Source organism: Caulobacter sp. RHG1 (assembly GCF_013181195.1).
In the GTDB taxonomy this organism is placed as follows: domain Bacteria; phylum Pseudomonadota; class Alphaproteobacteria; order Caulobacterales; family Caulobacteraceae; genus Caulobacter.
In genome coordinates this window covers 50354-66538 of record NZ_SMZP01000006.1, presented here as the reverse complement: position 1 = coordinate 66538, position 16185 = coordinate 50354, and the positions used below count along the sequence as shown (strand labels likewise).

12 protein-coding genes and 1 tRNA gene are annotated in these 16185 nt (G+C 66.6%); 8 read left to right on the top strand and 5 right to left on the bottom strand.

Features of this window, described 5'->3' with window-relative positions; translation table 11 throughout:
- Positions 1-3: 3 nt before the first annotated feature.
- The 6 genes from E1H18_RS16835 to E1H18_RS16810 all read left to right on the top strand — a co-directional run bounded on the left by E1H18_RS16835 (position 4) and on the right by E1H18_RS16810 (position 8855).
- On the top strand, positions 4-1857 hold the full coding sequence (locus E1H18_RS16835; protein ID WP_172270560.1) for a DUF262 domain-containing protein: 1854 nt from the start codon (positions 4-6) through the stop codon (positions 1855-1857).
- A 96-nt stretch (positions 1858-1953) separates the two neighbouring features.
- Positions 1954-3261 (top strand): DUF5690 family protein, encoded by a 1308-nt coding sequence (locus E1H18_RS16830; RefSeq protein WP_172270558.1) that lies wholly within the window; start codon positions 1954-1956, stop codon positions 3259-3261.
- Positions 3242-4393, top strand: a complete 1152-nt coding sequence (gene nhaA / locus E1H18_RS16825; protein ID WP_172270556.1) for a Na+/H+ antiporter NhaA — start codon at positions 3242-3244, stop codon at positions 4391-4393. The genes E1H18_RS16830 and nhaA overlap by 20 nt, the downstream gene beginning before the upstream one ends.
- Before the next feature lie 71 nt (positions 4394-4464).
- Positions 4465-6783 carry a TonB-dependent receptor gene (locus E1H18_RS16820; protein ID WP_172270554.1) on the top strand — a complete coding sequence of 773 codons (2319 nt, stop codon included), beginning with the start codon at positions 4465-4467 and terminating at the stop codon, positions 6781-6783.
- Positions 6780-7343 (top strand): hypothetical protein, encoded by a 564-nt coding sequence (locus tag E1H18_RS16815; RefSeq protein WP_172270552.1) that lies wholly within the window; start codon positions 6780-6782, stop codon positions 7341-7343. Before E1H18_RS16820 ends, E1H18_RS16815 begins: the two co-directional genes overlap by 4 nt.
- Positions 7344-8855 carry a PepSY domain-containing protein gene (locus E1H18_RS16810; RefSeq protein ID WP_172270550.1) on the top strand — a complete coding sequence of 504 codons (1512 nt, stop codon included), beginning with the start codon at positions 7344-7346 and terminating at the stop codon, positions 8853-8855.
- Here E1H18_RS16810 and E1H18_RS16805 read toward each other — a convergent pair.
- Positions 8845-10872 (bottom strand): TonB-dependent siderophore receptor, encoded by a 2028-nt coding sequence (locus E1H18_RS16805; protein ID WP_206679085.1) that lies wholly within the window; start codon positions 10870-10872, stop codon positions 8845-8847. The genes E1H18_RS16810 and E1H18_RS16805 overlap by 11 nt on opposite strands.
- 90 nt (positions 10873-10962) lie before the next feature.
- Between E1H18_RS16805 and E1H18_RS16800 the strand changes: the two genes are divergently transcribed.
- Complete coding sequence (locus E1H18_RS16800) at positions 10963-12132, top strand: DUF1624 domain-containing protein (protein WP_172270548.1); 1170 nt, start codon at positions 10963-10965, stop codon at positions 12130-12132.
- Positions 12133-12139: 7 nt separating this feature from the next.
- Here E1H18_RS16800 and E1H18_RS16795 read toward each other — a convergent pair whose 3' ends face one another.
- The 3 genes from E1H18_RS16795 to E1H18_RS16785 form a co-directional block, all read right to left on the bottom strand.
- On the bottom strand, positions 12140-12493 hold the full coding sequence (locus E1H18_RS16795) for a response regulator (RefSeq protein ID WP_172270546.1): 354 nt from the start codon (positions 12491-12493) through the stop codon (positions 12140-12142).
- A 13-nt stretch (positions 12494-12506) separates the two neighbouring features.
- Positions 12507-13652, bottom strand: coding sequence for a sensor histidine kinase (locus tag E1H18_RS16790; protein WP_172270544.1), 1146 nt, complete (start codon positions 13650-13652; stop codon positions 12507-12509).
- A gap of 220 nt (positions 13653-13872) precedes the next feature.
- Positions 13873-15141 (bottom strand): dicarboxylate/amino acid:cation symporter, encoded by a 1269-nt coding sequence (locus tag E1H18_RS16785; protein WP_172271210.1) that lies wholly within the window; start codon positions 15139-15141, stop codon positions 13873-13875.
- Between the two features lie 100 nt (positions 15142-15241).
- Between E1H18_RS16785 and E1H18_RS16780 the strand changes: the two genes are divergently transcribed.
- Positions 15242-15318: transfer RNA gene (locus tag E1H18_RS16780), tRNA-Arg, on the top strand.
- Between the two features lie 248 nt (positions 15319-15566).
- Here E1H18_RS16780 and E1H18_RS16775 read toward each other — a convergent pair.
- Complete coding sequence (locus tag E1H18_RS16775; RefSeq protein WP_172270542.1) at positions 15567-16172, bottom strand: BRCT domain-containing protein; 606 nt, start codon at positions 16170-16172, stop codon at positions 15567-15569.
- Positions 16173-16185 lie beyond the last annotated feature (13 nt).

Below are 16185 nucleotides of genomic sequence, written 5' to 3'. Positions count from 1 at the left end.
TTCGTGAAGCCCTTTACGCGCACCATCATCAACCTGTTCGACGGCAAACGACGCTATCTCATTCCCCTGTATCAGCGGCAGTACGCCTGGAATGTGACGCCTCAGTTAGAACTCTTGTGGGCGGATCTGGCGCGATCCGCGGATCGACTTGAAGCCGGCGGCGGGACACATGCGCCGCACTTCATGGGCGCGATGGTGATCTCCCAGATCAAGACATTCGGCAAAGAGGTCCAGGCCTACGAGGTCATCGACGGGCAGCAGCGCCTGACGACCTTCCAGCTCCTGCTGGGCGCGGTGCGCACTGTCGCCAGTGAGTTCGGCTCGCCCTACGGCGATGAGGTTCTCAGCTACCTGCTGAACGAAGGCGTAATGGCCGATCCGGAGATCGAGAAGTTCAAGCTCTGGCCTTCGCTCGTCGACCGTTCGGCGTTCACAAAACTCGTCGATCCGACGGGCGTAGGCGCACCAGCCCGAGTCGTGCTGGAAGACGAGGATGGGATCGTAAAACCGGCGATCGCCGCACATGCCTACTTCGTTGAGAAGGTGCGAGAACGCGTCCATCACGCCGGCGCGTTTGACGCCTTTAAGATGGAAAAGCTATTCGAGGCGCTGAAGGACGGCCTTGCGGTCGTGTCGATCGAACTCGAAGGCGGCGACGATCCGCAGACGATCTTTGAAACCCTGAACAGCCGGGGCGTCGATCTGAGCGCAGGCGACCTTATGCGCAACTTCATCTTCCAGCGCGCTGTCGGGATGGGTCAGGAAGACGGGTCTTTGAAAGCTGACCGTCTCTATGAGACTTACTGGCTTCCTCTCGACCGCTGGTTCTGGCGAACAGGGGAAACCCGCGGGCGTCTGACCCGCCCAAGGCTCGACTGGATGCTTGTCGACCATCTTCAGATGAAGAAAGCGGACCTCGTGTCGGCCGAAACGCTCTTCGAAGCCTATCGGATCTGGACCATCGGCCAGCAACCTTACATCAACATAGAATCTGAACTGCAGGACATCGCTGCGACGGCCGCTGTGCATCGTCGGATAGTCGAACAGGACAAGACTGACCCACTTGGTCGTTTCGGGCGCTTCGCGAAGGCCTTCGACGTAACAACGACGATGCCGCTCGTCCTTTACCTAGCGACGGAAGCGAAATTGGAAAATCGCCTGGATGCGGCGCTTGTGTTGCTGGAATCTTTTGTCGTCCGGCGCGACCTGTGCGGCCTGGCCACCAACAACTACAATCGGTTCTTTATCGACGCGGTTGCAAAGCTAAGAACCGGGCAGGACGACAAGATTGAACACCTGGCCAAGCTGCTCGCCGCAAGCAGCAGTGACATTTCTCGCTGGCCTGGAGACGAGGAACTTCGAAACGCCTGGCAAGGGCGCGCCCAGTACAAGCCAGCGCGACAGTCACGGCTTCGATACGTTCTGGAAGCCGTCGAAACGAGTCGACGCTCCACGGCGAGCGAGGTTGTGGAGATCAAGTCAGATCTCACCCTAGAACATATATTACCTCAGAAGTGGCGACAGCATTGGGGCCTCGAACCCACGCCCGGCATCGCGGAAGACGACATCGATATCGAGCTGATGGCCAACGAGATGAATCGAGAGTCCAAGATTCACCTTATGGGCAATCTGACGCTGCTGACTCAGGCCCTGAACTCGACGGTGTCCAACGGCGCGTTTTCGGTGAAGATGCCCGCGCTCCAGGCTCAATCGGCCCTCATCCTCAACCGCGACCTTCACGCCTATGCGAGATGGGACGAGGAGGCGATCATGACACGTGGCCTGGCCCTCTTGGGCGTGGCTCAAAGAATTTGGGTCGCCCCGCCGGCGAATGCAGCCGGCGGCCAGTCTCAGTAGCCACACCCGCAGCGATCGTCAGGCCGCAAGCCGTTCCTCCTTTTCCCCTCCCCTCAAACCTTGCTAGCTATCAGATGGGCGGACAAGGGGGATGGGATGGGCGATGCAGCCAATAACAGGCTTGGAAGCCCGGTCACCCGCTTTTTGACCACCGCTCCGCCCTGGCTGTTCGCGCTGTATGGCGGGCTGTCGTCGTTCGCGGTCTATTTCGCCATGTTCGGCTATCGCAAGCCGTTCACGGCCGCAGCCTATGCTCAGGCCGCCGGCTGGCCGTTCGCCTTCGACTTCAAGATCGCCCTCGTCATCGCCCAGGTCGCCGGCTACGCCACGGCCAAGTTCATCGGGGTCAAGGTGATCTCGGAAATGCAGGCTGGCCGTCGGGCGATCGCGATCCTGGCGCTGATCATGGGCGCGGAGCTGTCCCTGCTGCTGTTCGGCCTGGTCCCGGCCGCAGCAGGGCCGCTGGCGCTGTATCTGAACGGCCTGTGCCTGGGGATGATCTGGGGCCTGGTGTTCGGCTTCCTGGAAGGCCGTCGCCTGACCGAGGTGCTGGGGGCGATGCTGTGCGCCAGCTTCATCCTGTCGTCGGGCGTGGCCAAGTCGGTCGGCAAGATGCTGCTGCTGTCGAACGTGGACGAGCGCTGGATGCCGGCGATCTCGGGCCTGATCTTCGCGCCGCTGATGCTGGTGGCCGTGCTGGCCCTGGCCCAGTTGCCGCCGCCGAACGCCGCCGACGAGGCCGAGCGGGTTCGCCGCGCCCCGATGAACGCCCAGGACCGCAAGGCGCTGTTCGCCGCCCACGCCCCGGCCCTGATCCTGCTGATCGCGGTTTATATGATCCTCACCGCCCTGCGCGACTTCCGCGACAACTTCTCGGCGGAGATCTGGGCCGAGCTGGGCTTCAAGAGCACGGCCTCGATCTTCACCCTGTCGGAGCTGCCGGTGGCGGCGATCGTGCTGGTCGGCCTGGCCGCCCTGATGGGAGTCAAGGACAACGGTCGGGCCGTGGCCTTCAACCTCGGCTGCGTGGCTTTGGGCTTCGTGCTGCTGGGCGCCGCGACCTTGGCGTTCCAGCTGGGCGTGCTGCCGCCGGTCTGGTGGATGATCCTGGCGGGCGCCGGGCTCTACATGGGCTACACGCCGTTCAACGCCATGCTGTTCGACCGGATGATCGCCGCGACCGGCAAGGTCGGGACGGCGGGCTTCCTGATCTATGTGGCCGACTCGTTCGGCTATGTCGGCAGCATCTCGCTGCTGCTGGTGAAGTCGTTCGCCAATCTGAACATCGCCTGGGGCCAGTTCCTGGCCATCGGCGCCTATGTCGCCTGCGGTCTGGGACTGGTTGGCCTCGCCCTTGCCAACCGCTTGCTGGTAAACCTCAGGGATGGTTCCGCCCAAGCTTAGTTCCCGCGCCCGCCTCGCCCTCGATGCGTTCCTGAAAAACGAGGCGGCCGGCGGCTATGTGCTGATGGTCGCAGCAAGCCTGGCCCTGCTCGTCGCCAATTCGCCCCTGGCCCCGGCCTATTTCGCGGCCCTGCACGCTGGCGTCGCCGGGATCAGCGTACAGCACGCGATCAATGACGGGCTGATGGCGCTGTTCTTCCTGTTGGTTGGACTGGAGATCAAGCGCGAGGTCCTGGACGGTCAGCTGTCGCGGCCCGCGGACGTGCTGCTGCCCGGCGCGGCGGCCCTGGGCGGCGTGGCGCTGCCGGCGCTGATCTACCTGGCCTTCAACGCCAAGCATCCGGACAGCGTCGCCGGCTGGGCCATCCCTTCGGCCACCGACATCGCCTTCGCCCTGGGCGTCCTGGCGTTGCTGGGGCCGCGCGTCCCGAGCTCGCTGAAGGTCTTCCTGACCGCCATCGCCATCATGGACGACCTGGCGGCCATCGTGATCATCGCGCTGTTCTACACAGAGCAGCTGAACACCCTGGCCGTGGCCGGGGCGGGCGTGGTGCTGCTGGCCCTGGTCGCCTTGAACCGGCTGAAGGTGCTGGCCCTGTGGCCCTACCTGCTGCTGGGCGCAGTGCTGTGGCTGCTCGTTCTGAAGTCGGGGATCCACGCCACCCTGGCCGGCGTCGCCCTGGCCCTGACCATCCCGCTGCGCGAGGGCGACCACTCGCCGCTCCACCGGCTGGAACACGCCCTGCACAAGCCCGTGGCCTTCGGGATCACGCCGCTGTTTGGCTTCGCCAATGCCGGCCTGTCGTTCGCCGGCGTCGGCCTGGCGAGCCTCCTCGCCCCGGTGCCGTTGGGCGTGGCCCTGGGCCTGTTCCTAGGCAAGCCGGCCGGCGTGTTCGGCGTCGCCTTCGGCCTGATTAAGCTGGGCCTGGCGCAGCCGCCCCGCAACGCTTCGACGGCCCAGCTGTTTGGCGTGGCGGTGCTGTGCGGCGTCGGCTTCACCATGAGCCTGTTCATCGGCGGCCTGGCCTTCGCCGACCCCGCCCTGATCGACGCGACCAAGATCGGGGTTCTGGCCGGCTCCCTGGCTTCGGCCCTTTTGGGCCTGCTGATCCTACGCTTGGCCAAGCCTTAGCGCGAATGAGATTGACTCGCAATTTTAGCTGAAGTAGCGGCGTCCCCCAGTACGGATCTTCGGGGGACTTCATGCGACTTCATCTGCTGACCGCCTGCGCGTTTGGCGCTTTGGCGATGGCGCAGGCGGCCTCGGCGGCCGAGGCGACGCCAGCACCCGATCAGGCCACCGCGGTCGACGCGGTGATCATCACCGGTGAAAAGACCAACCGGAGCGTCCAGGACACGGTCACCAGCGTCGCGGTCACGACCGCCGCCAAGATCGATCGCGAGATGATCCGCACCTTCTACGACGTGGTCGCCGGCACGGCGAACATGAGCGAGACCTACGGCAAGGCCGGCTTCACGATCCGCGGCGTCAGCAATAGCAATGTCTCGGGTGGTGGCACCGAAGGCTTGGCCACCATCTATGTCGACGGTGCGGCCCTGCCGATGGAAGCCTCCTATAGCGGCCCGCTGGAAATGTGGGACATCGGTCAGGTCGAGGTGCTGCGCGGACCGCAATCGACGCTACAGGGCCGCAACTCTTTGGCCGGCGCGGTGATCATCAGCTCGGCCAACCCGACGTTCGAGCCGCAGGCTCGTGTGCGCCTGAACCTGGCGAGCGGCGACGAGCGCCAACTGTCGTTCGCCGTGGGCGGTCCGATCATTGCCGATCAGGTCGCCTTCCGCGTGGCGGTCGACAAGAAGACCAGCGACGGCTTCATCTACAACCCGACCCTGAAGCGCGACATCGACGCGCTGGACGTCGGCAGCGTCCGCGGCAAGCTGTTGTTCACACCGACGGCCCTGCCCGATCTGAAGCTGCTGGCCACCTATTTCCACGCCAAGCGCGACGGCGGCTATCTCTACACCTACGCCCGCGTCGACCGGCCGGACTATTTCGACCACCGCACCGACCTGGCGGGCGACCCGACCCGCACGATCGCCAAGACCGACATCTTTACCCTGGACGGCTCCTACAAGCTCAGTGACGCCCTGACGCTGAACGCCATCGCGTCGTGGAACAAGGTCGACACCGATGCGACCTACGACCTGGACTTTCTGCCAGCCCGCACCTCGTACGGCGCGCGCACCCAGCAGACCAAGACCAGCTCGCAGGAGCTGCGCCTGAACTATGAGGGCGAGCGCCTGACCGGCCTGGTGGGCCTGTTCCACGCCCGCCGCGACGCTCAGGACTTGCTGGTCAGCCAGATCAACGTGCCGTTCCCGCGCGCTACGCTCGTCAATGTGCTGACCTCGACCCTGCTGACGGGCGTGCCCTCGCCGACCCCGGCGCAGCAGGCTGGCGCGGCGGCCCAGGCCAACGCCTTCGCCAACCTCTATATCGCCGCCTTGCCGTCGGTGCCGGTCAGCTACAGCGGCGACACCCCGTCGCTCATCGAGACCAGCGCCGTCTTCGCTGACGCCAGCCTGGCTCTGACCGACAAGCTCAGCCTGCTGGCGGGCTTCCGTTATGATCACGAGGAAAACACCGGCAGCACGAAGCAGATCGCCAGCTTCACGGGGACCTATCCGACTCCGGCGGCCTTTGGCCCCTATGCGCCCTACGTGGTGCAGGTAAACGCCTTCGTCACGGGCATGGTGGCCCAGGCCGCGTCCTCGGCGCCCGAAAGCACCCGCAAGTTCAACGCCTTCCTGCCCAAGGTCGGGCTGAAGTACCAGTGGACGTCGGATATCAGCACCAGCCTGATGGCGCAGCGCGGCTACCGCTCGGGCGGCTCGCTCGTCAACATCGCCCGCTCTACGGTGGTGGCCTACGATCCGGAGTACACCTGGAACTACGAGGCCTCGCTGCGCACCACCTGGCTTGACGGCAGTCTGACGCTTAACGCCAACGCCTTCTATGTCGACTGGAAGGACCAGCAGGTCACGGTCAATCTGGGCCTCAACAGCTACGACTACCAAGTCGAGAACGCGGGCAGCTCGCACCTGTACGGCTTCGAAGTCGAGGTCGCCCAGCGCCTCACGCCACAGCTGTCCTGGTACGGATCGGTGGGCCACACCAAGACCGAGTTCGATGCGTTCACGATCACCTCGGGCGCCGACCTGCGCGACCTGGCGGGCTCGGAGTTCCCCTATGCGCCGCACTGGACGCTAGCGGCCGGCGCCGATTATCGCTGGGACAGCGGGTTCTTGGTCCACCTGGACGGCAACTATCGGGCCAGCGCCTTCTCGGCGGCGGGCATCGACCAGTCGCAGGACAGCCCCGTCAAGAAACGCGCGCTGTTCAACGGCCGCGTCGGTTACGAGACCGAGCACTGGGGCGCCTACGTCTTCGGCAAGAACCTGCTGAACACCACCTATAGCCAGTACACTCGCCGCCTCGACAACATCGCTCTGCTGAGCGAGCCCCGCATCGTCGGCCTGACCCTGGAGACCCGCTGGTGAGCCCTCTCTGGGCCCTGGCGCTCTCGCCATTGCCGCTGGCGGGCGCGGTCCTGCTCAAGCGGGCCTGGGATCGGCCCAGCCCCGAACGGCCGTGGCTGATCGCCGGCGGCTGGGGCCTTCTGGTTCTGGCGGTCGCCGCCTCGGTCCCGCTGATGGGCGCCGCGCGCGGACCGTTCGCCATGCTGACCCTGGCCTCGATGGTGGCGCTGGCGCTCGTCGCCGCCGGCGTCGAGCGTCGCAACGCCAAGAAGAAGGCCGCCCGCGAACTGGCGCCCGAGCCGTCGGACCGCAAGCGAGTCGTCTGGCGCGGCTGGCTGCGCGGCTTCCTGGCCGGGCCGCTGGCCGGGATCGCCGCCATGGGCTGCGGCCTGGCGGTCGCCATCTGCGCGCCCGGACAGATCCAGAGCCGCATGGTCATCGGCGGGCTGATGGTGCCGTTCCTGTGGGCCGGCGGCATGGCCTGGACCCTGTCGGACGACAAGATCCTGCGCGCCACCGCCGTGCTGGTCGGCGTCTCGGTCGTCACCCTGGGCGCGGCCTTCCTGAAGGGAGCGCTCTAGATGGACGGCTCGACCACCGCGCCGACCAAGGCGAAACCGAAAGTCGGCAAGCCGATCTGGCCCAAGGTCCCCGCCGAGTTCGTGCGCGCCATGCTGGCCGGCCACTCGGCCCTGGGCCTGGCCTTCGCGGCGCTGATCTACGTCGTCTGCTTCTCCGGCTCGATCGCCGTCTTCACCTATGAGTTCATGCGCTGGGAGCAGCCGGAGAGACCCGTGCTGCACGAGGTGTCGCCTCAGGCCGCCGACGCGGCCTTCCGCGCGGTCCTGGCCAAGAACCCCAAGGCTCACGACCTCTTCATCCGCCTGCCCGAGCCTTCCTCGCCGCGCCTGTCCGTACACGGCGACGACGCCCAGGGCGGCGAGCACACCTGGTACGCCGACGCCACCGGCAAGCTGGTCGGCGAACAGAAGACCCCCTGGTCCACCTTCCAGGCCACGTTGCACACCGTGCTGCACCTGCCCCGCGCCTGGGGCGGCTTCATCGTCGGCCTGACGGGCGTGGCCCTGCTGTCGTCGCTGGTCTCGGGCGTGCTGTCGCATCCGCGCGTGTTCAAGGACGCCTTCGCGTTTCGGTGGGGCGGCTCCAAGCGCCTGCAGGAAGCCGACCTGCACAACCGCATCTCCGTGTGGGGCCTGCCCTTCCACCTGATCGTCTCGCTGACCGGCGCCTTCCTGGGCCTGACCCTGATCATCGTCGGCGTCCTGGCCCTGGCCACCTTCAAGGGCGACACCAGCAAGGCCTACGCCCTGTTCACTGGGCCCAGCGTCAAGGACGATCCGCGCCCGGCCGCCAAGGTCATCGACATCGCGGCGATCCTGACCAACCTCAAGGCCCGCTATCCCGACGCCCGCGCGAGCTATCTCTATGTCGAGCACCCCGGCGAGACCGGCCAGCACGCCAGCGTCAACCTGGTCACCGAGGGCCGGCTGTCGCGCGGCGAGACCGTGATCGTCGACGGAACGGCCAAGATCCTGGGCGAGGTCGGCTACGAGAGTGGTTCGGTCGGCCTGCGCGTGCTGGCGACCATGACCCCGCTGCACTTTGGCTGGTTCGGCGGCTGGCCAATCAAGGTCGCCTATCTGCTGCTGGGCCTGGGGCTGACCTCGGTGACCTCCAGCGGCGTCGCCATCTGGCTGGCCCGCCGTCGCGACAAGGGCCGCCCCGCGCCACGCTGGGAACGGGTCTGGACCGCCTTCGTCTGGAGCCAGCCGCTGGGCTACGCCGTCTCGGCCCTGGCAGCCCTGGTCGTCCCCGCGCCGCCGGTGGCGGTGTGGGGCGCGGTCACCCTGCTGGCCACGGCGACGGCGATCGCCTGGACGCCGAAGGCGATCTCGGCCGCCCTGCGCCTGGCCACCGCCGGCTTCCTGGTGCTGACCGCGATCGTCCACGTCGCGGTCAATGCCGGGCGGATCGCCGATCCGGTCGCCTGGATCATCGATGCGTCGCTGATCGCCACCGCGGCGATCCTGGCCGGCTCGGTCTGGCTGAGCCGGCCGAAGGCTACAGCTTGAGCCGCAGCGAGACCTTGAACGTGCGTGGCGCGCCCGGGAAGATCCAGACCGGGCTGTAGGAGCTGGCCGCGTAGCGCGCGTCGAACAGGTTGTCGACCTCGGCCCTGACCGTCAGGGCCGGGGTAAGGCCGTAGTCGACCGCCGCCTTGGCCTTCCAATAGGCCGGCAACTGGACGCCGCTGCCGTCCAGCCCCGCGGCGCGGTCGCCCTGATAGGCCGCGCCGGCGGTCATCGACCAGTTGGTCCCCCGCCCAGTCGGGAAACGCCCGACCACGAACAGCCCGCCCGAGTGCTTGGGCACGTTCAGCACATCCGGACTGGCGAAGGCGCTGTCGTCGGCCCGGGCCTTGGTCCAGGCGTAGTTGGCCACCAGCTGCCAGCCCTGTCCCAACTTCATGGAGCCGTCAAACTCGACGCCCTTGCTGGTCAGGCGGCCGACCGGGGCCAGGAAGTTGGGATCGGTCGGGTCGCTGGTCAGGATGCCGCGCTTTTCGATGTCGAAAGCAGTCAGGCCGATGTCGACGCCGGCCCAGGTCCCCGAGACCCCGACCTCATAGCCCTTGGCCGTTTCCGGCGCGAAGCCGGTCCCGTCCCGGCCGGTGCCCGAGTTCAGCACGAACGACTGACCCCAGCTGGCGTGCAGCGCCCAGGCGTCGGTCAGCCGGTAGCGGCCGGCCAGGCGATAGTCGAGCGGCTGGCCCTCCGTCCGCCCCGTCGCGCCGGTGCGGTTGTTGCGGATCTTCTGGACGTAGTCGTCATAGCGCACCCCGCCGGTCAGGCTGAGGCGGTCGGTGACCTCCCACAGGTCCTGGACGTAGACGGTGGTGACGCGGCGAGTCTCGTGATTATCCGTAAACGGAAGAAGTGGCAGAGCCTGGCCGCCGTAGACCGGATTGAAGACGTTGATCGGGTACGGCGCGGCCGCCGTCGGGTTGCGGCGCAGGAAGCGTTCCTGGAAGTCCAGCGTGTAGCCCTTGAGGCCGATGCTGACATGGTGATGACCAGGCCCGGCCTGGATGTCGCCGTTCAGCTCCAGCCGGCCCGACCAGTCCTCGACCGCGAAATCGCGCTGCCGGCGCTGGCGCCATAGGGTGTCGCCGACCAGCCGTGACTGGTCGCTGGAAAAGCCCTTCAGCGTGCCCTCGCGATAGGCCAGGCCCCCGTTCAGGCTCCAGGTCCCGCCCAGCGCCGCCTCGCCGCTCAGCTGATGGCGCTTGTTGCGAAACTCGGTGACCCCGTCGCCGGGCTCGCCAAAGAAGGCCGAGGCCGGCAGGGCCAAGGCGTCACCGTTGATCGCCGGCTGGCCGCGGTCGAACGGCGTGTCGTAGCGGGTGATCTCGCCAACGTAAGTCAGGCGCAGGCCGTCCTTGGGCTTCCAGGTGAGCGACGGGGCGATGGCCGTGCGGTTCAGCGTGACGAAGTCGCGCCAGCCGTCGCTCTCCTCATGCGCCACCACCAGGCGGGCGGCCAGGGTGTCTGTCAGCGGACCGGTCAGGTCCAGCTCGCCGCGCCTGAGGCCGAACGAGCCGACGGTCGCCGCCGCCTCGGCCTGCCGCGTGAAGCGCGGGGTCTTGGAGACGATATTGACCCGGCCCGCCGGATCGATGTCGCCGAACAGGGCGCCGGCCGGACCTTTCAGCAGCTCGACCCGCTCGGCCGTCGCAGGATCCCGCGGCGGGGCCAAGCCCCGGTTGGCCAGGAACCCGTCGACATAGTACTCGGCCCCGCCGTCGGGGGTCCCTAAGAACCCGCGGATGGCGAAGTTGTCCATGACCCCGCCGCGGTTGTTCTGCTGGCTGACGCCGCTGACCAGCTCAAGCGCGTCGGACAGGCGCGAGGCCCCGACCGCCTGCAGCAGGTCGCGCTCGATCGAGCGGCTGGACGGCGACATCAGCTCGGTGACCCGCCCGGCGCTGAGCGTGACGTCGGCGGCCGCGTCGCGCCGGCCCAGGATCACGATCGCCTCGACCGCCTCCGCTTCGGGAAGAGGCGCGGCGTCGACACCGGACGCGGACAACAGGCACGCGACCGCGCAGCTCGAAAGCGAAGGCAAGACCGGAAACTCCGTTTGTAATGTTATATTGTATCGGCTAATCGAAACCTCGCCATGCTGTCAACCGTCGCTGTCGCCGCCCCGCCCTCACCCGCCCCCACCGCGCGCATCCGTTCGATCGACGCCCTGCGCGGCCTCGTGATGCTGCTGATGCTGGTCGACCACACGCGGGAGTTCTTCTTCATCCACGCCCAGGTGTCGGACCCGATGAACCTGGCCACGACGCCGCCGGACCTGTTCTTCACCCGGATGGCCGCGCACCTGTGCGCGCCGGTGTTCCTGGCCCTGACCGGTCTGGCCGCCTTCCTCTACGCGGCCAAGAGCGGCGGCGCGGCGGCGGCCTCGGGCTTCCTGTTCAAGCGCGGCCTGTTCCTGGTCGCGCTGGAGCTCACGCTTGTCGGCTTCGCCTGGAATTTCTCGCTGAACCCGCCGGTGATCTACCTGCAGGTCATCTGGGCCATCGGCCTGTCGATGATCGCCCTGGCCGCGCTGGTCCATCTGCCGCGCGCCGCCCTGATCGCCGTCGGCGTCGTCATCATCCTGGGCCACAACCTGCTCGACCCGATCGCCTTCGAGCCGGGCCAGCCCGGCCACGCTCTGTGGGCCATCCTGCACGATCGCGGCTTCATCGAACTGCCCTGGGGCGCGCGAGCCCGCACCTCGTATCCGCTGCTGCCCTGGATCGGCGTCGCGGCCCTGGGTTACGCCATCGGCCCTTGGTTCCGGCAGGAGGCCTTGAGCCGCCGCCGCAAGCTGGTGCTCTCAGGTCTGGCGATGCTGCTGCTGTTTGCCCTGCTCCGCGCGACGAACCTCTATGGCGATCCGACGCCGTGGAGCGTCCAGCCCACCGCGCTCGGCACGATGATGAGCGTGCTGAACCTGCAGAAATACCCGCCCTCGGCCGACTTCCTGCTGCTGACCCTGGGCGTCGGCGCCCTGTTGCTGGCAGGCCTGGAGAAGATCCCCGACCGCCTGGCCATCGCCGTGGCGGTGTTCGGCGGCGCGCCGCTGTTCTTCTACCTCCTCCACCTCTACGGCCTGCACCTGCTGCACCTGCTGGCCACGGCCGTGTTCGGGCCCAACCAGGGCGAGGTGTTCGGCCTGCCGAACGTCGCGTCGCTATGGCTGCTGTCGGCCGTCGTCGCCGCGCCCTGCTGGTACGCGTGCCGCTGGTTTGGCGCCCTCAAGCGCCGCAGCGATCAGCCGTGGATGAAGTACCTCTAGGACGAGGTCAGTCGGGGCGGAACTTGTTCACCGCCACCCGCAGCTGGCCGACATTGATCGGCTTGGCCAGCACCTCGATGCTCTCGAAGCCCTTGCGCGGCAGGTCGCCATAGCCGGTGGCGAACACGAACGGCACGCCGCGCTCGCGCAGCTGCTCGGCGACGGGAAAGACCATCTCGCCGCCGATATTGACGTCCAGCACCGCGCCGTCGGGTTGAGGATCTTCGCCGCCCAGCCAGGCCAAGGCGTCTCCGACCGCGCCGAACGACCCGGCGACTTCGCAGCCCAGATCGTCGAGCATGTCCTCGACCATCATGGCCACCAGGGCCTCGTCCTCGACGATCATCACCTTGGATTTCATGCGGCCAGCCAGCTCATGCAGCGAGACTCATCCGTTGTGAAAGCGGCGCGCGCAGGGTGTAGATGACGCCGTCCGGCGTGAAATCGAGGGTGGCCTTGCCGCCCAGGTCGCGCGCCAGGCCGCGGGTGATCATCTGCGACCCGAAACCCTTGCGCTCGGGCGTGCCGACGATCGGCGGGCCGCCAACCTCGCGCCAGGTCAGGGTCAGCATCGGCGGGCTCGCCGTCTCTTCGACGCTCCAGCGAATGACGATCCGCCCGTCGGCCGTCGACAACGCGCCGTGCTTGGCCGCGTTCACCGCCAGCTCGTGCAGGGTCATGTGCACCGACACCGAGGTCTCGGCGCTGAAGGTCAGGGCGGGGCCGATGATGTCGAAGCGGTCGGAAAGGTTGGCGCTGAACGGGGCCAGGGCCTTATCCAGGATCTCTTCCAGCTGGGCGCGCCCCCAGGCGCGGCGCGTCAGCAGCTCGTGGGCCTTGGACAGGGCCAGGATGCGGTTCTCGAAGGTCTCGGCGAAGGCTTCCGGCGAAGACGCCGCGCGCAGGGTCTGGCGCGAGATCGACTGGACGATGGCCAGGGTGTTCTTCACCCGGTGGTCCAGCTCCTGCAGCAGGAAGGTGCCGTGGTGGCGAGCATCGACCAGGCTGTCGTGCAACCGGCCGCTCTCCAGGGCCGAGGCCGTGGCGCGGGCGATGACCTGCAGCTTCTGCACCGTCTCCGGCGACGGCGTATGCTCCTGCGCCCAGTAGGCGCCGATGGCGGCTACCGGGTCCTCCATCCGCACCGGCGTCATCACCAGGCTTTTGACGAAGGTCGGGCGATAGGCGTCGTGCGGAATGCGGTCGTCCAGATAGATGTCGGGGATGACCACCGTCTGGCGGTTCAGCATCGCCCAGCCGGAGATGCAGGCGGTCAGCGGGAAGCGCTTGCCCTTCCACAACGGGCCGATCGCATCCTCGTCGAAGTACCAGCACTGGTTATTGTCGCGCAGCACGAAGGCCACGCCGTCGGCGCCCGAGATGCGGCGAGCGGCCTTGCGGACCACGTCCGCAACCTCGCTGATAGTGCGGGTCGCCGAGAGCGCCTCGATGGTTTCGATGAGCGTCAGCAGGCCGTTGTCGGCGTGTTGGGCATCGTCTCGGGGCGCGTAGTCCAGCATGTCTCCAACATCACACGGCGGTTGTATTCGAAACCCTAACATGCGCGCCAAGACGGGCAAGCTGGGCCTTATGCGACCGATGCGCGCAAACGCACATGCGCACCGGTTGAGCCCGTCGCGGCGCTTTCGTCGGGTTTTCGACACAAGGCTCGCCGAACGCCGGACTCCCTTGCGGAGTCAGGGCTGGACGCGAGTTTCCGACCTGGTTCGCGCTCTGCGATTATGACGCTGCGGGCTCGGCGGCGGCCGGCTCACCGCGCAGCACCCGCGACAAACGGTCGCGGTCCAGAGCGCCTTCCCAACGCGCCACGACCAGGGTCGCGACCCCGTTGCCGACCAGATTGGTCAGAGCTCGGCATTCGCTCATGAACCGGTCGACACCGACCAGCACGGCCAGGGCCGCGATGGGGATATCGGGTACGACGGCCAGGGTCGCAGCCAGGGTGATGAAGCCCGCCCCGGTCACGCCCGAGGCTCCCTTCGAGGTCAGCATGGCCACGCCCAGCAACGCCAGTTCCTGGCCAAGCGTGATCGGGGTGTTGGTCGCCTGGGCCAGGAACAGGGTGGCCAGGGTCATGTAGATGTTGGTGCCGTCCAGATTGAAGCTGTAGCCGGTGGGGATCACCAGGCCGACGATCGAGCGCTTGGCGCCGGCGTTCTCCAGCTTCTCCATCATCTGCGGCAGCACGCTCTCGGACGAGCTCGTGCCCAGCACGATCAGCAGCTCCTCGCGGATATAGGCCAGGAAGCGCAGGATCGAGAAGCCGCTGGCCCAGGCGATCGCGCCCAGCACCACCAGCACGAACAGGATCGAGGTCAGGTAGAAGGTCGCCACCAGCGCGCCCAGCTGCATCAGCGCCCCGATCCCGTACTTGCCGATCGTGAAGCCCATGGCCCCGAACGCCCCGATCGGCGCCAGCCGCACCACCACATGGATGACGCCGAAGAACAGCTTGGCGATGTCTTCCAGCACGTTGGCGACCTTGTCGCCGAAGTCGCCCATCCGCGTGCAGGCAAAGCCCGTCAGGATGGCCACCACCAGCACCTGCAGCAGATTGCCCTCGGCGAAGGCTCCCACGAAGGTGTCGGGGATCAGGTGCAGCAGGTACTCGACCAGCCCCTCGCCATGCTTGGCTTTCTCGACATAGCCGGCGGCGATCGACGGATCGACGGTGGCGGGATCGATGTTGAAGCCATCGCCGGGCCGCAGGGTGCGCCCGACCAGCAGGCCCAGCGCCAGAGCCACCGTCGACACCACCTCGAAGTACAGAAGCGCTTTGACGCCCACCCGGCCGAACGCCTTGATGTCGCCCATCCGGGCGATGCCGCCCGCCACGGTGCAGAAGATCACCGGCGCGATGACCAGCTTGATCAGCTTGATGAAGGCGTCGCCCAGCGGTTTGACCGCCACCCCGATCTTCGGCCAAAGCGCCCCGACCAGGATACCCAGCGCAATGGCGACCAGGACCTGCACATAGATCGATTTCAGATGCCGCAACCCAATCGCCCCCACAAGCTGCGCCCGATCCCCTCGGCGGGGTTCGCACGCCCGCCGTCTTGCGCTATTGACCCTGACCCGCGCGCGCCGCGGCCCGGTAGCTCAGCAGGATAGAGCAGCGCTTTCCTAAAGCGAAGGTCGGGGGTTCGAGTCCCTCCCGGGCCGCCAAAATTTTTCAATGAAAACAATATTTTGATGGATTTTATCGCGTCACAGGCGAGCAGAAAAAATGGAACAAACCAGGTAAAAGTCCCGCCTGCGGGAGTCGATTCCCCGCAATAGTCCCGCACAATGTTCTGCGTGCGTTCTTGATTTTTCGAGGTTGAAACCCAGCGGGCAGCAACTCACTCCGATGCCGATCGCTGACGCTTTGCGCGTTCAGGCTTTCGTCGGCGGCGCGAATCCGTAACCTCACCTCATAGATGCCGCGTCCAGTGCTCTTCAGACACGATTGAGATCGGTCGGCCCTCTTCGCGCCACTCACTTGCCTGCAAGATTTTGTTGCCGAAGGTCGAATGCTTCCAGGAATCGGTCGCGTAGGCGCCGATCACGAGCACCTCGGTCTTGCGACTGAGCCCGCCGCTCACACCGCCACGCTCGACGACGGCGCGTTCGCAGGCTTTGCGCTGTCCATAGATGAAGGTCCCTGTGAAACAATAGGTTCTGCCCGTAAAGGACAGCTTGGGCGGCGGATCGCACAGGGGAAGCGTCGATGACTTCAGGACCTCTCCCAGCTCAAAGTCACGATTGGAGAAACTGCCCAGCGTCTCCAGCAACGACACCTTTTCCTCATCGTCCAAGACACCGTCCGCCAGAGCTTCGTTGATACGCTCATAAAGCGTCCGGATGAGCGGCTGCTCGCTGATCGCGACGTTGGCCGCGAGCCACTTCTGGAGAAACTCGACTTCAGCCTGATTGATATCGCCGTCCGCCGCCACGCCGCGCGCGAGACCGACCAGTTCGTCGATCTGACGCGAGGCGATCCGATCACCGCCGAAGCGATTGAGAAGTTCGTCGTCCATCGTCATCCCCCAA

What these genes read in the sequence shown, in the direction of transcription:
- E1H18_RS16830 (WP_172270558.1), top strand. Translation starts at nt 1,954, where the DNA reads ATGGGCGATGCAGCCAATAACAGGCTTGGAAGCCCGGTCACCCGCTTT.
- nhaA (WP_172270556.1), top strand. Translation starts at nt 3,242, where the DNA reads ATGGTTCCGCCCAAGCTTAGTTCCCGCGCCCGCCTCGCCCTCGATGCG.
- E1H18_RS16820 (WP_172270554.1), top strand. Translation starts at nt 4,465, where the DNA reads ATGCGACTTCATCTGCTGACCGCCTGCGCGTTTGGCGCTTTGGCGATG.
- E1H18_RS16810 (WP_172270550.1), top strand. Translation starts at nt 7,344, where the DNA reads ATGGACGGCTCGACCACCGCGCCGACCAAGGCGAAACCGAAAGTCGGC.
- E1H18_RS16800 (WP_172270548.1), top strand. Translation starts at nt 10,963, where the DNA reads ATGCTGTCAACCGTCGCTGTCGCCGCCCCGCCCTCACCCGCCCCCACC.
- E1H18_RS16795 (WP_172270546.1), bottom strand. Translation starts at nt 12,493, where the DNA reads ATGAAATCCAAGGTGATGATCGTCGAGGACGAGGCCCTGGTGGCCATG.
- E1H18_RS16790 (WP_172270544.1), bottom strand. Translation starts at nt 13,652, where the DNA reads ATGCTGGACTACGCGCCCCGAGACGATGCCCAACACGCCGACAACGGC.
- E1H18_RS16775 (WP_172270542.1), bottom strand. Translation starts at nt 16,172, where the DNA reads ATGGACGACGAACTTCTCAATCGCTTCGGCGGTGATCGGATCGCCTCG.